Origin of the sequence: Micromonospora psammae (assembly GCF_036902725.1) — a bacterium.
Classification (GTDB): Bacteria; Actinomycetota; Actinomycetes; order Mycobacteriales; family Micromonosporaceae; genus Micromonospora.
The window spans coordinates 61,610-80,508 of record NZ_JBAKHM010000009.1 but is presented as its reverse complement, the minus strand read 5'-3'; the positions used below and the strand labels follow the sequence as shown (position 1 = coordinate 80,508).

Here is an 18,899-nt window from a genome sequence, read left to right as displayed (position 1 = left end):
CTAACCGGCGGTCCCCGGCCGCCGGTCTCGACGCGTCCGCCCAGGTCGGCCACATCACGCCCGACGCCGCTCTACGATCCGGATTGTGGACTTTCCCGAGCTGGCCGCCCGCACCCGTCGGTTCAGCCACGGGGCCCCGCGCGCCGTCTCCGTGGCCGAGGACGGCTCCCGGGTGGTCTTCCTCCGGTCCGGTGGCCCGGAGGACCCGGCGGAGGCCCTCTGGTCGTTGGAGGTCGCCACCGGCGAGGAGCGGCTGGTGGCCGAGCCGGCCGCGCTGCTCGGCCCGGAGGCCGACCCGACGGCGCTCGCCCCGGGTGAGCGGGCGCTGCGCGAGCGGCAGCGGCTCAGCGCCGCCGGCATCGGCTCGTACGCCCTCGACGCGGCCGGTCGGGTGGCGGTGTTCCCGCTGGCCGGGCGGCTGTTCCGGGCGGACCTGGTGCACGGCGACGTGGTCGAGGTGGCCACCGTCGGGCCGGTGATCGACCCGCGGCCCGACCCCACCGGGGAGCGGCTGGCGTACGTGACCGACGCCGCCGAGGGGGTACGCCGGGGCCAGCTGCGGGTGGTCGAGTCGGACGGCACCGACACCATGCTGGCCGGCGAGGACTCCGGCGTGACGTGGGGGCTGGCCGAGCACGTCGCGGCCGAGGAGTTCCACCGGTTCCGCGGCTACTGGTGGGCGCCCGACGGCCGCTCGGTGCTGGCCGCCCGGGTCGACGAGTCCCGCCTGCCCCGCTGGCACCTGCACGACCCGGCCGACCCGGCGAGTCCGCCCACCTCGGTCGCGTACCCGCTGGCCGGCGGCCCGAACGCGGAGGTCAGCCTGCACCTGCTCGACCTCGACGGCGGCTGGGTCGACGTGCACTGGGACCGGGAGACCTACCCCTACCTGGCGTCGGTCGGCTGGGCCGAGGGCGGGCCGCTGATCACCGTGCTGCGCCGCTCGCAGCAGCACGGCCTGGTGCTGGCGATCGACCACCGCACCGGGGAGACCCAGGTGCACGCCGAACTGGCCGACCCGCGCTGGGTGGAGCCGATCCCGGGCACCCCGGCCCACCTGCCGGACGGGCGGGTGCTGGTCGGCGGCGAGCTGGCCCACGACGGGTACGACGCCCGCTGCCTCTTCGCCGACGGCACCCTGCTCACCCCGCCCTCGCTCTACGTACGCCGGGTGGTGGGCCGGCTGCCGGTCGGCAACGGCCCGGCCGACCTGCTGGTCGAGGCGAGCGAGGGCGAGCCGAGCCAGCGTCACCTGTACCGGGTGCGGACGGTGATCGGCGGCGGGGTGGAGGCCCGCCGGATGAGCAGCACCCCGGGCTGGCACACCGCCGCCGTCGGCGCGGACGTGCTGGTGGTCGGCACGGCGTCGCTGGACGACCCAGGGACCCGCTGGTCGGTCTGGCGCGGCGACCGCGAGGTGGCCCAGCTCCGCTCGTTCGCCGCCAGCCCGCCGTACGCGCCGCGCCCGGTGCTGGTGCGGGTGACCGACCGGCGGCTGCCGACGGCGGTGCTCTACCCCACCGACCACGTCAAGGGCACCCGGCTGCCGGTGCTGCTCGACATCTACGGCGGGCCGGGGCACCAGGAGGTGGTGGCGGCCCGGTCGGCCTGGCTGGAGCGGCAGTGGTGGGCCGACTCCGGCTTCGCGGTGGTGACCATCGACAACCGGGGGACCCCCGGGGTGGCGCCCTCGTTCGAGAAGGCGATCCACCGGCGGATGGCCGACGTGATCCTGACCGACCAGGTGGACGCGCTCACCGCGCTGGCCGGCAAGCACCCGGACCTCGACCTCGACCGGGTGGCGGTGCGCGGCTGGTCGTTCGGGGGCTGGCTGGCCGGGCTGGCGGTGCTGCGCCACCCGGAGCTGTTCCGGTGCGGCATCGCCGGCGCCCCGGTCACCGACTGGCACCTGTACGACACCGCCTACACCGAGCGCTACCTGGGCCTGCCGGACGACGGGATCGACGTCTACGGGCACCACTCGCTGGTGGAGCTGGCCGCCGAGCCGGTCCTCGCCACGGAGCAGGCCCGGCCGCTGCTGCTGGTGCACGGCATGGTCGACGACAACGTGGTGGCCGCGCACACGCTGCGGCTGTCGGCGGCGCTGCTGGCCACCGGCCGTCCGCACGCGGTGCTGCCGTTGACCGGCGCCACCCACCAGGCCGCCGACGGGCTGTCCGAGCGCCTGCTCCGGCTGGAGCTGGACTTCCTCCGCACCCACCTGGTGAGGGCCGGCTAGGTCGGCTCGCCGTCGTGCCCGACCTGCGAGGTCAGGGGCTGGGCCGGTGGCTGCTACGCACCGCCGAAGCCGGCGCCCAACCGGATTGCCGCCGCATCCTGCTGTTCACCGGCGCGAAAAGCCTGCGGAACAGCCTTACCAAGGACATATCCGTCAAGCAGCGCTGCTGCCGGCTCATTGAACCCACGCCCGGCAGACCATCCCGGCTCGGCGATCATCGCGAAGCTCACCTCACCGCGACAACACGGTCAGCGCGGCGGCGCAGGAAGCGGCGGGAACTGCTGCCATGACGGGCGAGGACACGGCCGGTATCGTCCAGCCGCCAGGTGGCAGCGACCACGCGATCCCCGGCCAGCCACTCCTCCCGCACGACAGGTCGTTGCAACTGGCGCAGCAGCCAGGCGCCGGCCCACTCCGCGTAGTCCTCATGGCTGGCCCGCACTCCGACCACGGTCAGGTCCTCGGGATCGTTGCCGTCGTGGTCATCCAGAAGGTAGTCGTCGCCCCAGACACCTTGGAGTGCCTGTCCGAGCGGCCCACCCGTCCAGTAGCCAACCTGCAGGGTGCGGCGCCGGATGGTGAGCCCTGGAACATCAACGTCGAGGTACAGCGGCACCAGCCACAGCTGCGACGACGTGTCGTCCTCCGGCGAGAGCCCTTCGACGTCCCAGCCGGATGCTTCCCGCCGAAGCCGCTCCAGGAAAGCGACTTCCCCCTCGTTACGACCGACCTCGTCCGGGAACCATCGAACCGCCTCAACCACCGCTGGATCATGTCACCAACCGCGCGGGCCGACGCTTTGCGGATGGCTCAGCCAGCGCAATCGGCCTGCTGGCCGCTGGTGAATCGGTCGGTGCGAGCTTCGCGGACAAGAGGCAGGTCAGCTTCTCCGTACCGTTGCCCCGGCTCGTCAAGCGGAAGGGTCCCCTCCCGACCACGTTGTCGGGAGAGGACCCTGGCCTGCGGCGCGCCTCGTCAGTGGCAGGTCACTGCTTGACGTACGCGTTCACGAAGGACGGGTAGCCGAAGACGCTGGAGATGAAGACTCCGCCGACCTTGGACCCGTGCACGTTGTAGGCGACGTCGACGTAGAGCGGCACCACCGGGGCCAGCTCCTTCATGATCCGCTGATCGAGCTTGGCCCACTCGGGGCCCTGCTTCGCCGGCTCCAGGGCGAGGATCCGGTCGAACTCGGCGTTGATCGCCGGGTCGTTGACGTACGACTGGTTGCTGTTGCCCTCGGCCTTGATGGTGCGGCCGTCGTAGAGCACCGGCAGGATGGACGCGCCGCTCGGCCAGTCGGCCGCCCAGGACCCGAAGTACAGGTCCCACGGGTTGTCCTTCTTCTTGATCTCGTCGAGCTTCGCGTCGTCCGGGATGTTCCGGATCGTGATCTTGAAGCCGGCGCGCTCCAGGTTGGCCTTGACCTGAACGGCCTCCTGCTGCTCACGGGTGCTGTCCGCCGCGCCCAGGACCAGCTCCGGCGTCTGGCCGCCGAGCAGCTCCTTGGCCTTGTCGACGTTGCCGTTGGCACCCGCCGGGTAGGCGTCGTACGCCTGGTAGCCGATGGTGGCCGGCGGCATCAGGGTGGTCAGCGGGGCGGCGACGGTCTGGCCGCCGAGCGCCTTGATCAGCCCGTCCCGGTCGATGGCGTAGTTGAGCGCCTGGCGGACCTTCAGGTCCTTGACCCGCTGGGTGTTGATGACCAGCTGGTTGGCGCTCGGCGTCGGGGAGAGGATCGTGCGGGACTTGAGCGAGGCGTCCCCCGCCACCTTGGCCACCAGCGAGGCCGGCACGAAGTTCCAGGCGAGCGCGCTCTGGTCGGCGCCGTTGTCGGCGATGACCCGGTTGTTGGCGGCGTCCTCGGTGGGGCCGAAGCTCCAGACGAACTGGTCCGGGTACTGGTGGCGCACCGGGTCGGTCTTCGGGTCCCAGTTCGGGTTGCGGTCCAGGGTGAGCTGCACGCCGACCTGGTTCTTCGCCACCTTGTACGGCCCGGACGAGAAGGGCTGGGTGTCCAGGTTGACCCCGGTGTCCTTCTCCGGCTTGAGCGGTGCGGTGGTCGGCAGCGAGACCGCGAACGGCAGGTCACAGCGGGGCTTGGCGAACTCGAAGCGCAGCGTCTTGTCGTCCGGGGTGGTCAGGCCCGGCGGCAGCGAGGTCTTGTTCTTCTTGAAGTCCCACTTGGTGTCGAACTGCGGGCTGTCGGCGAGCCACTCCTGCAGGTAGGTCGGGCCGCCGGAGAGGTCGGGGTCGAAGGAGCGGGCGATGCCGTACGCGATCTCCTTGGCGGTGATCGGGCTGCCGTCCTCGAACTTCACCCCGTCCTTGATCTTGTATTCCCAGACCTTGCAGTCGTTGTTGACGTTGGTGCCAGGCGTCTCGGCCAGGTCACCGACGAGGACCAGGCCGCCCTTGCCGTCGTCCTTCCACGTGGTCAGGTAGCGGGAGAAGAGCGGGCTGGCCATCAGGCCGGCGAAGGAGTACGTCCGCTGCGGGTCCAGGTGGGTGATGGGGGTTTCCCGGATGATGGTGAACGTGCCGCCCTTCTGCGCGCCGCTCACCTCCGCGGCCGGCCCCATCGACTCCTTCGGGTCCGTGGCGATGACCCCGGTCTGCTGCCGGTTGGTGTCCACCGTGGTGCCCTCGCCCGTGTTCTTCGAGCACGCACCCAGCGCCACCACCAGGGCGATCGCACCGCCCGCGGCGGCCGTCACGCGTGGTCGCATCTCCTGCCTCCTCCACCTGTGCCCGTCCGGTCCGGCGGGTGTACCGCCGACGTCCCGAGGATCGTAAAGAAAAAAACCTACGAATTGTGTAACAGTTGTCGATACTTTTCAACGCGCCCGACCGGTCGACGTCCGACGGGGACGAGGACGGACGACGGTCAGCCCAGCCGGACCCGCGGGTCGATCGCGGCGTACAGCAGATCCACCAGCAGGTTGGCCAGTACCACGAAGACCGCCGCGATCAGCACGGTGGCCATGATGGTGGGCAGGTCGCCGGCGCGGACCGCCTCGACGGCGGTCCGGCCCATCCCGTTCAGGCCGAAGGTGGTCTCGGTGATCACCGTGCCGCCCAGCGCCCCGCCGACGTCGAGGCCGGCGATGGTCACCACCGGGGTGATCGCCGCGCGCAGCGCGTGCCGCCCGTACACCGTGCGTTTGGCCAGGCCCTTGGCCCGCGCGGTCCGGACGAAGTCCTCCGACAGCGTCTCCAGCATCTGCGCCCGGGACAACCGGGCGTAGATCGCGGAGAACAGGAACGCCAGCGCCAGCCAGGCCAGCACCAGCCCGGAGGCCCACTCCAGCGGGTCCGTGAAGATCGAGGTGTAGCCGGGCACCGGCAGCCAGGCCAGCGTGTAGACGAAGACCAGCATCAGCACCGCGCCGACGAAGTAGATCTGCAACGAGGCGCCGGCCAGCGAGAAGCCGATCGCGGCCCGGTCCAGCCAGGTGCCCCGGCGCAGCGCGGACACCATGCCGAGCCCCACCCCGAGCAGCAGCCAGAGGACGGCCGCCGGGATCACGATGCTCAGCGTCACCGGCAGCACCCGGGCGATCGTGTCGGAGACCGCCTCGTTGGTGACGTACGACCAGCCCAGGCAGGGGGCGTCGCACCGGCCACCCTGGGCGCTGCCCAGGTCCCGACCGGTGAAGATGCCCTTCATGTAGCCGGCGTACTGGGTGACCAGGGGGTCGCGCAGACCCAACTCCTGGCGGACCCGTTCCAGCCGCTCCGGGTTGCAGTTCTTCGGGCACATGCCGCTGACCGGGTCGCGGGGCAGCGCGAAGAACATCAGGAAGGTCAGCACGCTCACCACGAAGAGGGTGAGCACGGCGGAGAAGATCCGCTTGATCAGGAACCGGGCCATGGCACACCCCTACCGCGACGACTTCGGGTCGAGCGCGTCGCGCAGCGCGTCCCCGAAGAGGTTGAAGGCCAGCACCAGCGCGAAGATCGTGATGCCCGGGAAGAAGACGTACGCCGGGTCGGTCTCCAGGTAGCTCAGGCTCCGGAAGATCATCTTTCCGAAGCTCGGCGTCTCCTCGCCGAGGCCGACGTTGAGGAAGGACAGCGCCGCCTCGCCGGTGACGTACTGCGGCACCGCCAGCGAGAACGCCACCAGGATCGGGGCCCAGATGTTCGGCAGCAACTGCCGGAAGAGCATGTGCCCCAGCCCGGCGCCGCTGGCCCGGGCCGCCTCCACGAACTCCCGCTCGCGCAAGGTGATCACCTGGCCCCGCACCAGCCGGGCGGTGCTGGTCCAGCCGAAGACCGCGAACACCACGATCAGCACCACCACCCCGAAGACCGAGGAGACCTCCTCCCGCTCGCCGTAGAAGCGCAGCACCAGGGTCGGCGTCAACGCCAGGGCGACGATCAGGAACGGCATGGCCAGCGCCAGGTCGGTGATCCAGCTGATCACCGCGTCGACCCGGCCGCCCAGGTAGCCGGCGAGGACGCCGAGCGCGACGCCGATCGTGGTGGTGACCACCGCCGCGGTGAAGGCGATGAAGAGCGAGGTCCGCAGGCCGTGGACCATCCGGATGAAGATGTCCCGACCGAGCCCGGGTTCCAGGCCGAAGAAGTGGTCCGCCGACACCCCGCCGGCGTAGCCGAGCGGCATCCCGAACCCGTCCAGCTTGCCTTGGAACTGGTCGCCCGGCCCGATCCCGTAGAGCAGCTCGATCAGCGGCGCGGCGAGCGCCACCAGCGCGAAGAAGACCAGCATCGACCCGCTGACGACCGCGGTGGAGTCCCGGCGCAGCCGGAGCCAGGCGAGCTGCCCGGGCGAGCGGCCGACGACGGCCTTCTGCTTCGGGGCGGCACCGTCGCCGCCGGACTCGATCTCGGCCAGCGCCACGCCCTCGACCGGGGACAGGCTCACCTCGCCACCTCCTCGGCGCTCACGCCGCTCACGTCCACCGGGCCGACCGGATCGGCCGCGCCGACCGGGCCGCTCTCCGGGAAGTGACAGGCCGTCAACTGTCGGCCGCCGTCCCGGGCGACCAGGGCGGGTTCCTCGGTGGCGCAGACGTCCCGCGCCTTCCAGCACCGGGTGCGGAACCGGCAACCCGAGGGCGGGTCCAGCGGCGTCGGCACGTCCCCGGTGAGCCGGATCCGGCCGCCGGGACCGAGCGCCGTCACGTCCGGGATCGCCGAGAGCAGCGCCCGGGTGTACGGGTGCTGCGGCCGTTCGTAGATGTCGTCCCGGTCGCCGATCTCCACGATCTTGCCGAGGTACATCACCGCGACCCGCTGGCAGAAGTGCCGGACCACGGCCAGGTCGTGGGCGATGAAGACGAACGCCAGGTCGAGTTCGCGTTGCAGGTCCCGCAGCAGGTTGACCACCTGCGCCTGGATCGAGACGTCCAGCGCCGAGACCGGCTCGTCGGCGACGATCAGCCGGGGCCGCAGCGCCAGCGCGCGGGCGATGCCGATCCGCTGCCGCTGCCCGCCGGAGAACTCGTGCGGGTAGCGGTTGTAGTGCTCCGGGTTGAGCCCGACCAGCTCCAGCAGCTCCTGCACCCGCTTCTTCACCCCGCCGGGCGGGGTGATCCGGTTGACCTGCAACGGCATCGCCACGATCCGGCCGACGGTGTGGCGCGGGTTCAGCGAGGCGTACGGGTCCTGGAAGATGATCTGGAGGTCCTGGCGCAGCGGACGCAGCTCGCGGCGCCCGGCGTGGGTGATGTCCCGCCCGGCGAACTCGATCGAGCCGGCGGTCGGCTCCAGCAGCCGCACCAGCATCCGGCCGGTGGTGGTCTTGCCGCAGCCGGACTCCCCGACCAGGCCCAGGGTCTCCCCCGGCCGCACGTCGAAGTCGAGCCCGTCGACGGCCCGCACCAGTCCCCTGCTCCGCAGGCCGCTGCGCACCGGGAAGTGCTTGGCCAGCCCGCGCACCCGCAGCAGCGGTTCGGTCTCGGTCCCGGTCATCGGAGCCGCCCTTCGTTCGCGACTGCGGGACTCCGCTTCGCTGCGTTCCTCGCGCTCACGGGAGCAGCCCTTCGTTCGCGACTGCGGGACTCCGCTTCGCTGCGTTCCTCACCGGGCCACCCCCACCTGCGCGACGTCCTCGGCGTACAGCACGGTCCGCTGGTCGGCGGAGAGGTGGCAGGCGACCAGGTGACCGGGGGCGCCCGCCGGCCGCAGCTCGGGGACCTCGGTGGACGACCGGTCGCCGTTGCGGTCGGCGTAGCGGCAGCGCGGATGGAACGCGCACCCCGACGGCAGGTTGATCAACGAGGGCGGGTTGCCGGGGATCGGCACCAGGTCCGCGTCCGCGTCGCCGTGCAACGACGGCACGCTGGAGAGCAACCCCCAGGTGTACGGGTGCTGCGGACGTCGCAGCACCTGCTCCACGCTGCCCTGCTCGACCGCGCGGCCGCCGTACATCACCAGCACGTCGTCGGCCACCTGGGAGACCACGCCCAGGTCGTGGGTGATCAGGATGATCGCCGAGCGGAACTCGGCCTGGAGATCGGCGAGGAGGTCCAGGATCTGCGCCTGCACCGTCACGTCCAGCGCGGTGGTCGGCTCGTCGGCGATCACCAGGTCCGGGTCGTTGACCAGGGCCATCGCGATCATCGCCCGTTGCCGCATGCCACCGGAGAACTCGTGCGGGTACTGGTCGAACCGCTTGGCCGGCTGCGGGATGCCGACCCGGCCCAGCATGTCCACCGCCCGCCGGCGGGCCTCCCGCTTGCCGGCCTTCGGGTGGTGCACCCGGTACGCCTCGGCGATCTGCCTGCCGACGGTGTAGTAGGGGTGCAGCGCGGAGAGCGGATCCTGGAAGATCATCGCCATGTCCCGGCCGCGCAGCCGGCGCACCTCCTCCTCGGGGAGGCCGACCAGTTGCCGGCCGCCGAGGGAGATCTCCCCGGTGATGGTGGTCCGCCGGGGGTCGTGCAGGCCGAGGACGGCCAGCGAGGTGACGCTCTTGCCCGAGCCGGACTCGCCGACGATGCCGAGGGTGCGGCCCCGCTCGACCGAGAAGGACACCCCGTCGACCGCGCGGACCACGCCGTCCTCGGTGTCGAAGCGCACCCGCAGGTCCTCCACCCGCAGGTAGGGGCCCTCGGCGGCGCGCTGTTCCGGCACGTCGGATCGGCCGGACGGCGCCGGTTCCGGACTGTCCACGACCGCCTCCCTCGGGTTGTAGATAACCTACAACAAACTCACGAGGGCGAAAATAAGCTACAAAGGCGGAGCTGTCAGCGGGCCACAGCGTAACGAGTCGACAACGGGCGTGAACAGTCCTCACCAGGACATCCACCCCGGCGACTCGATGTCGTGCCCGCACGGTCGCACCTCGGGTGCGACCATGGAGGCGGCACCCACGGGAGGATTCCCGCCGGCACGAGGTGGAGGTGACCATGACCGCGGCGGTGTTCGACCACGAGGGACCGTGGACCGAAGAGGAGTACCTCGCCCTCGGCGAGACGCAACAGCGCGTCGAACTCTTCGACGGGAGCCTCCACGTGACCCCAGCCCCGACTCCACGTCACCAGAACATCTCCGGCGAGCTTCGCGCCGTCCTGCGACAGCCGGCTCGCGAAGCGCGACTCCGGGTCCTGGAGGCGGTCAACGTCCGACTCAAGCCCGGCCGCATCACGATCCCCGACCTCGTCATCACCGGTGAGATCGACTTCGACGAGGTCAACATCGAGGCGAACGACGTCCGCCTCGTCTGCGAGATCATCTCGCCGAGCAACGCGGCCACCGACAAGGTGCTCAAGATGCACTACTACGCCACCGCAGGTATCGAGTGGTACCTCCTGGTGGAGCAGGAGAACGGCACCCTGCACCTCTACCGACGGCAGGGCCGGCACTACGTGGAGCAGTCGGTGGCCAAGGTCGGCGAGACGCTGGAGCTGACCGAACCGGTTCGGGCCACCATTCGGCCGAAGGAGCTGCTGCCCTGACGGATGTCGGTCCGCTCGCCTAGGGTCGGGCACATGACCGAGTTCGATGCGGCGTCGGCCGCCGTGCAGGCCGCCCTCGACGCGGGCGCCCGGTACGCGGACGCCCGGGTGATGCACCGCCGCTACGAGTCCATGTCGGCCCGCAATGGCGAGATCGAGGAGCTCACCCAGGACGAGAGCATCGGGCTGGGCGTCCGGGCGCTGGTCGGGTCGAGCTGGGGCTTCCACGCCGTACCCGAGCTGTCGGAGCGGATGGTCCGCGACGCCGGCCGGCGCGCCGCGGAGACCGCCACCGCGAGCGCGCGGGTCCCCGGCCCGCCGATCGACCTGGTCCCGAGCGAGCCGACCATCGCGACCTGGGCCTCGCAGTGCCGGGTCGACCCGCTCGGGGTGGCGCTGTCGGACAAGGGCGACCTGCTGGTCGGGGCGACCGCCACGATGCGGGCGCACGGCGCCGACCTCGCCGAGGGGCTCTACCAGATCTGGGACACCGTCAAGTGGTTCGTCTCCAGCGAGGGGCACCGGATCGACCAGCGCATCCGGGAGTGCGGCGGCGGCGTCTCCGCCACCTCGATCGGCGAGCGGGAGACCCAGCGCCGCTCCTACCCCAGCTACCGCGGCCAGTACGGCACCACCGGCTGGGAGCTGGTCGAGTCGCTGGACCTGGCCGCGCACGCGGCGCGGATCGCCGAGGAGTCCCGGGAGCTGCTCACCGCGCCCGAGTGCCCGGCCGGCGAGACCGACCTGATCCTCGGCGGCGAGCAGCTCGCCCTCCAGATCCACGAGTCCGTCGGGCACGCCATCGAGCTGGACCGGATCCTCGGCTGGGAGGCCGCCTTCGCCGGCACCTCCTGGCTGGACCTGGCCCAGCTCGGCTCGCTGCGGTACGGCTCCGAGCTGATGAACGTCACCATCGACCCGACCATCCCGGGCGCGCTGGGCAGCTTCGGCTTCGACGACGAGGGCTCGCCGGCCGTCCGGCGGGACGCGGTCCGCGAGGGGCGCTGGGTGGGCGTGCTCGCCGGGCGGGACTCGGCCGCCGTCGCCGGCCTCGATCACGGCGGCAGCGTACGGGCGGACGGCTGGGCCCGGCTGCCGATGGTGCGGATGACCAACGTGGGCCTGGAACCGGGCCCGCACACCCTCGACGAGATCATCGCGGCGACCGACGACGGGGTGCTGATGGACGTCAACCGGTCCTGGTCCATCGACGACCGGCGGCTCAACTTCCAGTTCGGCTGCGAGGTCGGCTGGGAGGTGAAGAAGGGGCGGCGCGGGCGGATGCTGCGCAACCCCACCTACACCGGCATCGGCCCGCTCTTCTGGCGCTCGATGGACATGCTCTCCTCGGAGATCGTGCCGTGGGGGACGCCCAACTGCGGCAAGGGCCAGCCGGGCCAGATCGGACACACCGGCCACCCGTCGGCGCCGGCCCGGTTCCGCGACGTCCGGGTGGGGGTACGCGCATGACCGGGACCGGGTCGGACCACGCCGCCCGGGTGGTGGAGCTGGTCCGCCGCCTCGCCGGCCCCGGGGCGCAGGCCGAGGTCACCGTCGTCGAGCACCACCAGGCGCTGACCCGGTTCGCCAACTCGTTCATCCACCAGAACGTCTCCGACGTGGGCCGGGCGGTGCGGCTGCACCTGCACGTCGACGGCCGGACGGCCGCCGGCAGCAGCAGCCGGGTCGACGCCGACGGGCTGACCGGGCTGGTCGAGCGGACCCTGGCGGCCGCCCGGCTCTGCCCGCCCGACCCGGCCTGGCCCGGGCTGACCCCACCCACGCCGGTGCCGTCCGCCCCACCGACCGACGGCCCGACGGAGCACGCCCAACCCGCCGACCTGGCCGAGCGGGTCCGCGCCTTCGTGGACGCGGTGGGCGGCCTGGAGGCGGCCGGCTACTGCCGGATCTCGTCGCGCCGGGGAGCGTTCGCCAACTCCGCGGGCCACACCGCGATCGGCCGCACGGCCGAGGCGGCGATGGACGGCATCGCCCGGACCGGTGGCGCGGACGGGGTGGCCCGGCTCTGCGTCGACCGGCTCGCCGACCTCGACGGCGCCGCCCTCGGCGCCCGGGCCGCGGCGAAGGCCCGCGCCGCCGCCGACCCGGTCGAACTGCCCCCGGGCCGGTACGAGGTGGTGCTCGAACCGGCCGCCGTCGCCGACCTGCTCCAGAATCTCGCCTGGTACGGCTTCAACGGCAAGCGGTACGCCGAGCGCCAGTCCTTCGCCCGGCCGGGAGCGGCCCAGTTCGATCCGGCGGTGACCCTGGTCGACGACCCGCTGCACGGCTCCGCCCTCCCGTACGACCTGGAGGGCACCGCCCGCCGCGCGGTGACGCTGGTCGAGGCCGGGGTGACCCGCGCGGTGGCGCACGACCGGCGCAGCGGCGCCGAGGTGGGGGCGGAGTCCACCGGGCACGGGATGCCGGGCGCGGCCACCTTCGGTCCGCTCCCCCGCAACCTCCGCCTCCTGGGCGCCACCGACGACGACGCCGGCGACCCGCCGAGTGAGCCGACCGGCGGCGCCGCCGGGGCGGGACCGGTCGGCGTGGCCGGCGCGGTGGCCGACCCGGACACCGCCGCGCTGGTGGCCGGGGTGGAGCGGGGGTTGCTGGTCAGCGACTTCTGGTACACCCGGGTGCTGGACCCGAAGACCCTGGTGATCACGGGCCTGACCCGCAACGGGGTGTGGCTGGTCGAGGACGGTGTGCCGACCCGGGCGGTCCGCGACCTCCGGTTCACCGAGGCGTACTCCCGGGCGTTGGCGCCGGGCGCGGTGCGCGGCCTGGGCCGCCGGCCGGTGCGCCAGCCGGACCGGCTCGACGGGGCGTGGTGGGAGTCCCCGGCGCTGCGGCTGGCGTCCTGGAACTTCACCGGCGGCGCCTCCGGCTGACCGGTCGCCGCCGGCGTCGGGGCGGACCCCCGGGTGTCGAGCGGAGGCGATCTCTCCCCGCCTCCCGACATTGATCATGGTGCGGGTCTTTCCAACCCGCGGGACACACGGGACACTGCGTTGCGCGGCCGGCCCGCGAAGATCGGCGTAACGTGTGTCACTTAGCTGCGCCGATTCGTCGGAGCGGTCGTTGGTGTGCGCAAAGACGTGACAGTGGACCTCAGTCCCACCGGTCCGCTGACCGAATGGAACGTGATCCGCCGCCCGCGAGGGCGCCGTCAGGGAGACGACTCGAATGACATCAACGGCAACGAGGCCGCTGGCGCGGGCGCGCGCCGCCATCGCGGCGAAGACGTTGCGGACCGACCGCTGGTGGCTCGCCCCACTGCTCACCTTCCTCGGGCTCAGCGCCTGGGTCGCGTACGCGACGGTCCGGGTCTTCATGCACAAGTGGTACTGGGTCGACGACTACCACTACCTGACCCCGTTCTACTCCCCCTGCGTGACCGAGCGGTGCATCGAGGGCGCCTCGCACTTCGGCCGGTTCCTGCCCGGCTGGTGGATCATCCCGGACGCCGCGCTGACCCTGCCGTTCCTGCTGCTGTTCCGGCTGACCTGCTACTACTACCGCAAGGCGTACTACCGGTCCTTCTGGCTGTCGCCGCCGGCCTGCGCGGTGCCGGACGGGCACAAGGCGTACAGCGGCGAGACCCGGTTCCCGCTGCTCGGGCAGAACCTGCACCGCTACTTCTTCTACGCCGCCGCGATCATCTCGCTGATCAACACCTGGGACGCGATCCTGGCCTTCCACTCGCCGAAGGGCTTCGGGTTCGGGCTGGGCAACATCGTCCTGCTGGTCAACGTGGTGATGCTCTGGGCGTACACCATCTCCTGCCACTCCTGCCGGCACATCATCGGTGGGCGGCTCAAGCACTTCTCGAAGGCTCCGCTGCGCTACCGCGCCTGGACCGGCGTGTCCTGGCTGAACGTCCGGCACATGCAGCTCGCGTGGATCACCCTCGGCACCCTCGCCCTGACCGACTTCTACGTCATGGCGGTGGCCGCCAACTGGATCACCGACCTGCGGTTCATCAACTAAGGGCCCCTGGACATGACTGAGACGCGAATCGAACGACACCACTACGACGTCGTCGTGATCGGGGCCGGCGGCGCCGGCCTGCGCGCGGCGATCGAGGCCCGGCTGGCCGGCAAGAAGACCGCGATCATCTCCAAGTCGCTCTTCGGCAAGGCGCACACCGTGATGGCCGAGGGCGGCGCGGCGGCCGCCATGGGGAACGTGAACCCTCGGGACAGCTGGCAGGTGCACTTCCGGGACACCATGCGCGGCGGCAAGTTCCTCAACAACTTCCGGATGGCCGAGCTGCACGCGAAGGAGTCGCCGCAGCGGATCTGGGAGCTGGAGACGTACGGGGCGCTCTTCGACCGTACGAAGGACGGGAAGATCTCCCAGCGCAACTTCGGCGGCCACGAGTACCCGCGGCTGGCGCACGTCGGCGACCGCACCGGCCTGGAGCTGATCCGCACCCTCCAGCAGAAGATCGTCTCCCTTCAGCAGGAGGACAAGCGGGACCTCGGCTCGTACGACGCCCGGATCAAGGTCTTCTCCGAGACCACCATCACCGAGCTGCTGCTCGACGGCGACCGGGTGGCCGGCGCGTTCGGCTACTACCGGGAGTCCGGCGAGTTCGTCCTCTTCGAGGCGCCGGCCGTGGTGCTGGCCACCGGCGGGGTCGGCCGGTCGTACAAGGTGACCTCGAACTCCTGGGAGTACACCGGGGACGGTCACGCGCTGGCGCTGCGCGCCGGGGCGACGCTGATCAACATGGAGTTCCTCCAGTTCCACCCGACCGGCATGGTCTGGCCGCCCTCGGTGAAGGGCATCCTGGTCACCGAGTCGGTCCGCGGCGACGGCGGCGTGCTGAAGAACTCCGACGGCAAGCGGTTCATGTTCGACTACGTCCCCGACGTCTTCCGCAAGCAGTACGCGGAGACCGAGGAGGAGGCGGATCGCTGGTACACCGACCCGGACAACAACCGGCGCCCGCCGGAGCTGCTCCCCCGGGACGAGGTCGCCCGCGCGATCAACAGCGAGGTCAAGGCCGGCCGGGGTACGCCCGCCGGCGGCGTCTACCTGGACATCGCCACCAGGAAGCCGGCCGAGGAGATCCGCCGCCGCCTGCCGTCGATGTACCACCAGTTCAAGGAGCTGGCCGACGTCGACATCACGAAGGAGCCGATGGAGGTCGGCCCCACCTGTCACTACGTGATGGGCGGGGTGGAGGTCGACCCGGACTCCGGCGCCGCGTACGGCACGGTGCGCGGGCTCTTCGCCGCCGGTGAGGTCTCCGGCGGCATGCACGGCTCCAACCGGCTCGGCGGCAACTCCCTCTCCGACCTGCTGGTCTTCGGCAAGCGGGCGGGCGGGCACGCGGCGTCGTACGCCGACCTGCTGCCTGCGCGCCCGAAGGTGTCGATCAGCGCGGTCGAGGCGGCGGTGGAGACGGCCCTCGCGCCGTTGCAGCGGGACACCGGCGAGAACCCGTACACCCTCCAGCAGGACCTCCAGGCGGTGATGGGGGATCTGGTCGGGATCATCCGCCGGGAGAACGAGCTGGTCGACGCGTTGAGCAGGCTGGCGGAGCTGCGCGAGCGGGTGGCCAAGGTCAGCGCGGCCGGCGGCCGGCGTTACAACCCCGGCTGGCACCTGGCGCTGGACCTGCGCAACATGCTGGTGGTCTCGGAGTGCACCGCGAAGGCGGCGCTGGAGCGGCAGGAGTCCCGCGGCGGGCACACCCGGGAGGACTTCCCGGCGATGGACCCGAAGTGGCGGCGGTTCAACCTGGTCTGCTCGCTGGACGGCGACACGGTCCGGCTGGACCACAAGCCACTGCCGAAGATGCGAGCGGAGCTGATCGGCCTGTTCGATCGCGCCGAGCTGTCCAAGTACCTGACCGACGAGGAGCTCGCGGACTTCGACGCCCTCGCTGAGGAGGCGGGCAAGTAATGGGAGACAAGCGACAGTTCAGGATCTGGCGGGGCGACGAGACCGGCGGCGACCTGCAGGACTACGCGGTCGAGGTGAACGAGGGCGAGGTCGTCCTCGACGTCATCCACCGGCTCCAGGCCACCGACGCGCCGGACCTCGCCTGCCGGTGGAACTGCAAGGCGGGCAAGTGCGGCTCCTGCTCGATGGAGATCAACGGCAAGCCGCGGCTGAGCTGCATGACCCGGATGTCCACCTTCGAGGAGGACGAGACGGTGACGGTCACCCCGCTGCGCACCTTCCCGGTGATCCGCGACCTGGTCACCGACGTCTCGTTCAACTACGAGAAGGCCCGGGAGACGCCCGCCTTCGCGCCGCCGGCCGACGTCGCCCCCGGCGACTACCGGATGCAGCAGGTCGACGTGGAGCGCTCGCAGGAGTTCCGCAAGTGCATCGAGTGCTTCCTGTGCCAGACCGTCTGCCACGTCATCCGCGACCACGAGGAGAACAAGCAGGCCTTCTCCGGGCCGCGCTTCTTCATCCGCGCCGCCGAGTTGGACATGCACCCGCTGGACACCCGGACCGACCGCAAGGAGTACGCGCAGCAGGAGCAGGGACTGGGTCTCTGCAACATCACCAAGTGCTGCACCGAGGTCTGCCCGGAGCACATCAAGATCACTGACAACGGGATCATCCCCATGAAGGAGCGGGTCGTCGACCGCAGGTACGATCCCCTTGTGTGGCTTGGTAGCAAGATCTTCCGGCGGGGCGAGACGCCCCGGCAGAGCACCGCGGGCAGCGCGGGAAAGGGGTCCGTGGTGCACAGCGGCGCTGGTCAGGCTGGGGTTCACTCGCACGCGGGAGGGTCGCATGACTCGCGCGCCGAGGTCCAGGCGCAGAAGGGCGTCAACTGGCACCGGGAGGTTCCGCACCCCACCGCCCCGGCGGTGGACGGCAGCGGCAAGCTGCCCCTGACGGAGCTGACCTTCGACCGGGCGGCGGCCCCGTCGCCGTTCGGAGACGACGTCACCTTCCCGCTGCCTCCGGAGCACCTCAACTTCGCGCACCCGAGCCAGGACGAGAAGCACTGACCGGGACAGCATCGACGGGGGCCGCGGCGACTGCCGCCGGCCCCCGTCCGTTTTCCCCCCGCGCGTCCGGGTCCCCGCCGCCGTCGCGGCGGCCGGGGCCGACAGCGGTGGGTCAGTCGCGGATGAGCAGGGGACGGAGGGCGGCGACGATGGGCTCGTCGGCGGGCAGCCAGGGCACCGTGTCCAGCTCCTCGGCGGAGAGCCAGCGCATCGCGGAGTGCTCCAGCGCCCGCGGCTGGTCGCCGTGCAGCAGCCGGGCCGCGTACACCTTGAGCACCGAACGGCCGTGGGCCATCCGGACATCCCGGCCGACCCGGTCGCCGATCTCGACGCGTACGTCCAGCTCCTCCACGCACTCGCGGATCAGCGCGGCCGTCTCGCTCTCGCCCGGCTCGACCTTGCCGCCGGGGAACTCGTATCTGCCGGCCACCTCCGGTGGCGCGGTACGGGCGCAGGCCAGCACCCGTCCGTCGGAGATGATCGCCGCCCCGACGACGACCTTCGGCTCACGCCGCTCGGCATGTCCGTTACCGCTTACCTGTTCGGTCTGCACGGCCGTCCAGCGTGCCAGATCAATCGTCGGTTTGGGTACCGTCCCCGACCGGTAGGTCAGCAGAGTTCGGAAGTGTGGCCGTGGACACACCTTCCGGGCGCGGACAGACTGTGTAACACCACGAGGACACGGGACGGCGACGATTTGGCCACAAGCCGGCAACGACGCCTGGGAGGTGCGGTGATGCGCGTGCTGTTCAGCAGCCGGGCGAAGCACGACTACCTCAGTGACGCGCTCACCCTCCTCACCGGGTGGACCCGGGACGGTGAGCAGATCCGACGGGTCCTCGTCATGGACGACACCCAGCACGCGGCGCTGACCGAACGGGTCAAGGTGGTCGCGGACGCGCTGCGGCTGCGTCCCGAGATCAGCCGCCGGGACGAGCAGACCCTGATCCGGGTCGGCCACGGCGACGGTGAGCCGTTGAGCGAGGGCGAGGTCCTGCTGGCCGCCCGCATCGAGGACGCGTACCGCGCGGTCACCGCATCCTGATCGGACCCGGGCCGGTCCCGCCGCCCGTGGGCACCGGTGCGGCAGGCTTGCGACAACGCGCGGACACCGCCCATCCCGGCCCCCGTTCCCGCCGACCGGCCGCCGGCGTGACCTCAGCCTAGAGCCGGGCGCCCCTCGGCGCGCTCGGCGGAACGTCCTGGTTCACGCCGGCCGAGCGGCCGTCACCCACCCGGGCGACGCTCTGTGAACTTCCTGAGAATTGATGTTTCTAATAACCCGCCCAGGGTAGTTGTTTCGGCGCGGGAGGGAACAACCAGCCCGTAGAGGACGGACCCCCTCGAAACAACATATTCTGGAGCTGATCATGACCACGCCCACGAGCACCACCCGCACCGCCGACCACCACGCCGACCACGTGGGGCACGACGTGCGGCCCGCGCACCGGCACGGCGACGAGACCAAGCCCTCGTGGAAGACCACCGAGCTGGCCGTCTACCTGCTCTCCGTGATCGGCGTGCTGATCGCCTCGAACGCCGTCGGTGACCGTTCCGTGAACGACGGCGGCGACTACTTCGCCGCCGACAAGGCCTGGTGGTACATCACCCTGCTGACCATCGGTTACCTGGTGAGCCGCGGCCTGGCCAAGTCCGGCAGCCGCAGCCGCGACGCCGACCCGCGCGCCAACCACTGAACCAGCCGGTCCTGTCGACCCCGCCACCCGCACCACGGGCGGCGGG

Annotated in this window: 16 protein-coding genes and 1 pseudogene; 10 read left to right on the top strand and 7 right to left on the bottom strand. The window is 71.4% G+C overall.

The window, feature by feature from the left end; genetic code table 11:
* Window positions 1-85 precede the first annotated feature (85 nt).
* Window positions 86-2,239 carry a S9 family peptidase gene (locus V6U79_RS13660; RefSeq protein WP_334614858.1) on the top strand — a complete coding sequence of 718 codons (2,154 nt, stop codon included), beginning with the start codon at window positions 86-88 and terminating at the stop codon, window positions 2,237-2,239.
* Window positions 2,236-2,370, top strand: a pseudogene (locus V6U79_RS13655) (GNAT family N-acetyltransferase); the annotation flags it as partial. The gene V6U79_RS13660 and the pseudogene V6U79_RS13655, both read left to right, overlap by 4 nt.
* Window positions 2,371-2,465: 95 nt before the next feature.
* Here the strand turns inward: V6U79_RS13655 and V6U79_RS13650 are convergent.
* The 6 genes from V6U79_RS13650 to V6U79_RS13625 all read right to left on the bottom strand — a co-directional run bounded on the left by V6U79_RS13650 (window position 2,466) and on the right by V6U79_RS13625 (window position 9,343).
* Window positions 2,466-3,002 (bottom strand): hypothetical protein, encoded by a 537-nt coding sequence (locus tag V6U79_RS13650; RefSeq protein WP_334533562.1) that lies wholly within the window; start codon window positions 3,000-3,002, stop codon window positions 2,466-2,468.
* A 223-nt stretch (window positions 3,003-3,225) separates the two neighbouring features.
* A complete protein-coding gene (locus V6U79_RS13645; RefSeq protein ID WP_334533559.1) occupies window positions 3,226-4,968 on the bottom strand; it encodes an ABC transporter substrate-binding protein in 1,743 nt (580 codons plus the stop codon).
* Window positions 4,969-5,126: 158 nt separating this feature from the next.
* Window positions 5,127-6,113: an ABC transporter permease gene (locus tag V6U79_RS13640; protein ID WP_334533556.1), complete on the bottom strand. Its 987-nt coding sequence runs from the start codon at window positions 6,111-6,113 to the stop codon at window positions 5,127-5,129.
* A 9-nt stretch (window positions 6,114-6,122) separates the two neighbouring features.
* A complete protein-coding gene (locus V6U79_RS13635; protein WP_334614857.1) occupies window positions 6,123-7,130 on the bottom strand; it encodes an ABC transporter permease in 1,008 nt (335 codons plus the stop codon).
* Window positions 7,127-8,179 carry an ABC transporter ATP-binding protein gene (locus V6U79_RS13630; RefSeq protein WP_334614856.1) on the bottom strand — a complete coding sequence of 351 codons (1,053 nt, stop codon included), beginning with the start codon at window positions 8,177-8,179 and terminating at the stop codon, window positions 7,127-7,129. The genes V6U79_RS13635 and V6U79_RS13630 overlap by 4 nt, the downstream gene beginning before the upstream one ends.
* A 108-nt stretch (window positions 8,180-8,287) precedes the next feature.
* A complete protein-coding gene (locus V6U79_RS13625; RefSeq protein WP_334614902.1) occupies window positions 8,288-9,343 on the bottom strand; it encodes an ABC transporter ATP-binding protein in 1,056 nt (351 codons plus the stop codon).
* A 275-nt stretch (window positions 9,344-9,618) separates the two neighbouring features.
* Here V6U79_RS13625 and V6U79_RS13620 point away from each other — a divergent pair, with 275 nt between their 5' ends.
* From V6U79_RS13620 to V6U79_RS13595, 6 genes are all read left to right on the top strand, one after another.
* A complete protein-coding gene (locus tag V6U79_RS13620; protein ID WP_334614855.1) occupies window positions 9,619-10,167 on the top strand; it encodes a Uma2 family endonuclease in 549 nt (182 codons plus the stop codon).
* Window positions 10,168-10,200: 33 nt separating this feature from the next.
* Entirely contained in the window at window positions 10,201-11,637 is a 1,437-nt protein-coding gene (locus tag V6U79_RS13615; protein WP_334533544.1) for a TldD/PmbA family protein, read from the top strand.
* Window positions 11,634-13,061 (top strand): TldD/PmbA family protein, encoded by a 1,428-nt coding sequence (locus V6U79_RS13610; RefSeq protein WP_334614854.1) that lies wholly within the window; start codon window positions 11,634-11,636, stop codon window positions 13,059-13,061. The genes V6U79_RS13615 and V6U79_RS13610 overlap by 4 nt, the downstream gene beginning before the upstream one ends.
* A 295-nt stretch (window positions 13,062-13,356) precedes the next feature.
* A complete protein-coding gene (gene sdhC, locus V6U79_RS13605; protein WP_334533538.1) occupies window positions 13,357-14,160 on the top strand; it encodes a succinate dehydrogenase subunit SdhC in 804 nt (267 codons plus the stop codon).
* 12 nt (window positions 14,161-14,172) lie between these two features.
* Window positions 14,173-16,086, top strand: coding sequence for a fumarate reductase/succinate dehydrogenase flavoprotein subunit (locus V6U79_RS13600; protein WP_334533535.1), 1,914 nt, complete (start codon window positions 14,173-14,175; stop codon window positions 16,084-16,086).
* Window positions 16,086-17,156 (top strand): succinate dehydrogenase/fumarate reductase iron-sulfur subunit, encoded by a 1,071-nt coding sequence (locus V6U79_RS13595; RefSeq protein WP_334533532.1) that lies wholly within the window; start codon window positions 16,086-16,088, stop codon window positions 17,154-17,156. Before V6U79_RS13600 ends, V6U79_RS13595 begins: the two co-directional genes overlap by 1 nt.
* A 112-nt stretch (window positions 17,157-17,268) precedes the next feature.
* On the opposite strand, the gene V6U79_RS13590 is transcribed toward V6U79_RS13595, so the two are convergent.
* On the bottom strand, window positions 17,269-17,709 hold the full coding sequence (locus V6U79_RS13590) for a (deoxy)nucleoside triphosphate pyrophosphohydrolase (RefSeq protein WP_334533529.1): 441 nt from the start codon (window positions 17,707-17,709) through the stop codon (window positions 17,269-17,271).
* A gap of 183 nt (window positions 17,710-17,892) precedes the next feature.
* On the opposite strand from V6U79_RS13590, the gene V6U79_RS13585 reads away from it, so the two are divergent.
* On the top strand, window positions 17,893-18,201 hold the full coding sequence (locus V6U79_RS13585) for a pterin dehydratase (RefSeq protein ID WP_334614853.1): 309 nt from the start codon (window positions 17,893-17,895) through the stop codon (window positions 18,199-18,201).
* 325 nt (window positions 18,202-18,526) lie between these two features.
* The gene (locus V6U79_RS13580; protein WP_334533524.1) at window positions 18,527-18,853 is read left to right on the top strand and encodes a hypothetical protein; all 327 of its coding nucleotides are present in this window, start codon (window positions 18,527-18,529) and stop codon (window positions 18,851-18,853) included.
* The last annotated feature ends 46 nt before the right edge of the window (window positions 18,854-18,899 follow it).

What these genes read in the sequence shown, in the direction of transcription:
- V6U79_RS13615 (WP_334533544.1), top strand. Translation starts at nt 10,201, where the DNA reads ATGACCGAGTTCGATGCGGCGTCGGCCGCCGTGCAGGCCGCCCTCGAC.
- V6U79_RS13630 (WP_334614856.1), bottom strand. Translation starts at nt 8,179, where the DNA reads ATGACCGGGACCGAGACCGAACCGCTGCTGCGGGTGCGCGGGCTGGCC.
- V6U79_RS13645 (WP_334533559.1), bottom strand. Translation starts at nt 4,968, where the DNA reads ATGCGACCACGCGTGACGGCCGCCGCGGGCGGTGCGATCGCCCTGGTG.
- V6U79_RS13595 (WP_334533532.1), top strand. Translation starts at nt 16,086, where the DNA reads ATGGGAGACAAGCGACAGTTCAGGATCTGGCGGGGCGACGAGACCGGC.
- V6U79_RS13600 (WP_334533535.1), top strand. Translation starts at nt 14,173, where the DNA reads ATGACTGAGACGCGAATCGAACGACACCACTACGACGTCGTCGTGATC.
- V6U79_RS13580 (WP_334533524.1), top strand. Translation starts at nt 18,527, where the DNA reads ATGACCACGCCCACGAGCACCACCCGCACCGCCGACCACCACGCCGAC.
- V6U79_RS13610 (WP_334614854.1), top strand. Translation starts at nt 11,634, where the DNA reads ATGACCGGGACCGGGTCGGACCACGCCGCCCGGGTGGTGGAGCTGGTC.
- sdhC (WP_334533538.1), top strand. Translation starts at nt 13,357, where the DNA reads ATGACATCAACGGCAACGAGGCCGCTGGCGCGGGCGCGCGCCGCCATC.
- V6U79_RS13585 (WP_334614853.1), top strand. Translation starts at nt 17,893, where the DNA reads ATGCGCGTGCTGTTCAGCAGCCGGGCGAAGCACGACTACCTCAGTGAC.
- V6U79_RS13620 (WP_334614855.1), top strand. Translation starts at nt 9,619, where the DNA reads ATGACCGCGGCGGTGTTCGACCACGAGGGACCGTGGACCGAAGAGGAG.
- V6U79_RS13640 (WP_334533556.1), bottom strand. Translation starts at nt 6,113, where the DNA reads ATGGCCCGGTTCCTGATCAAGCGGATCTTCTCCGCCGTGCTCACCCTC.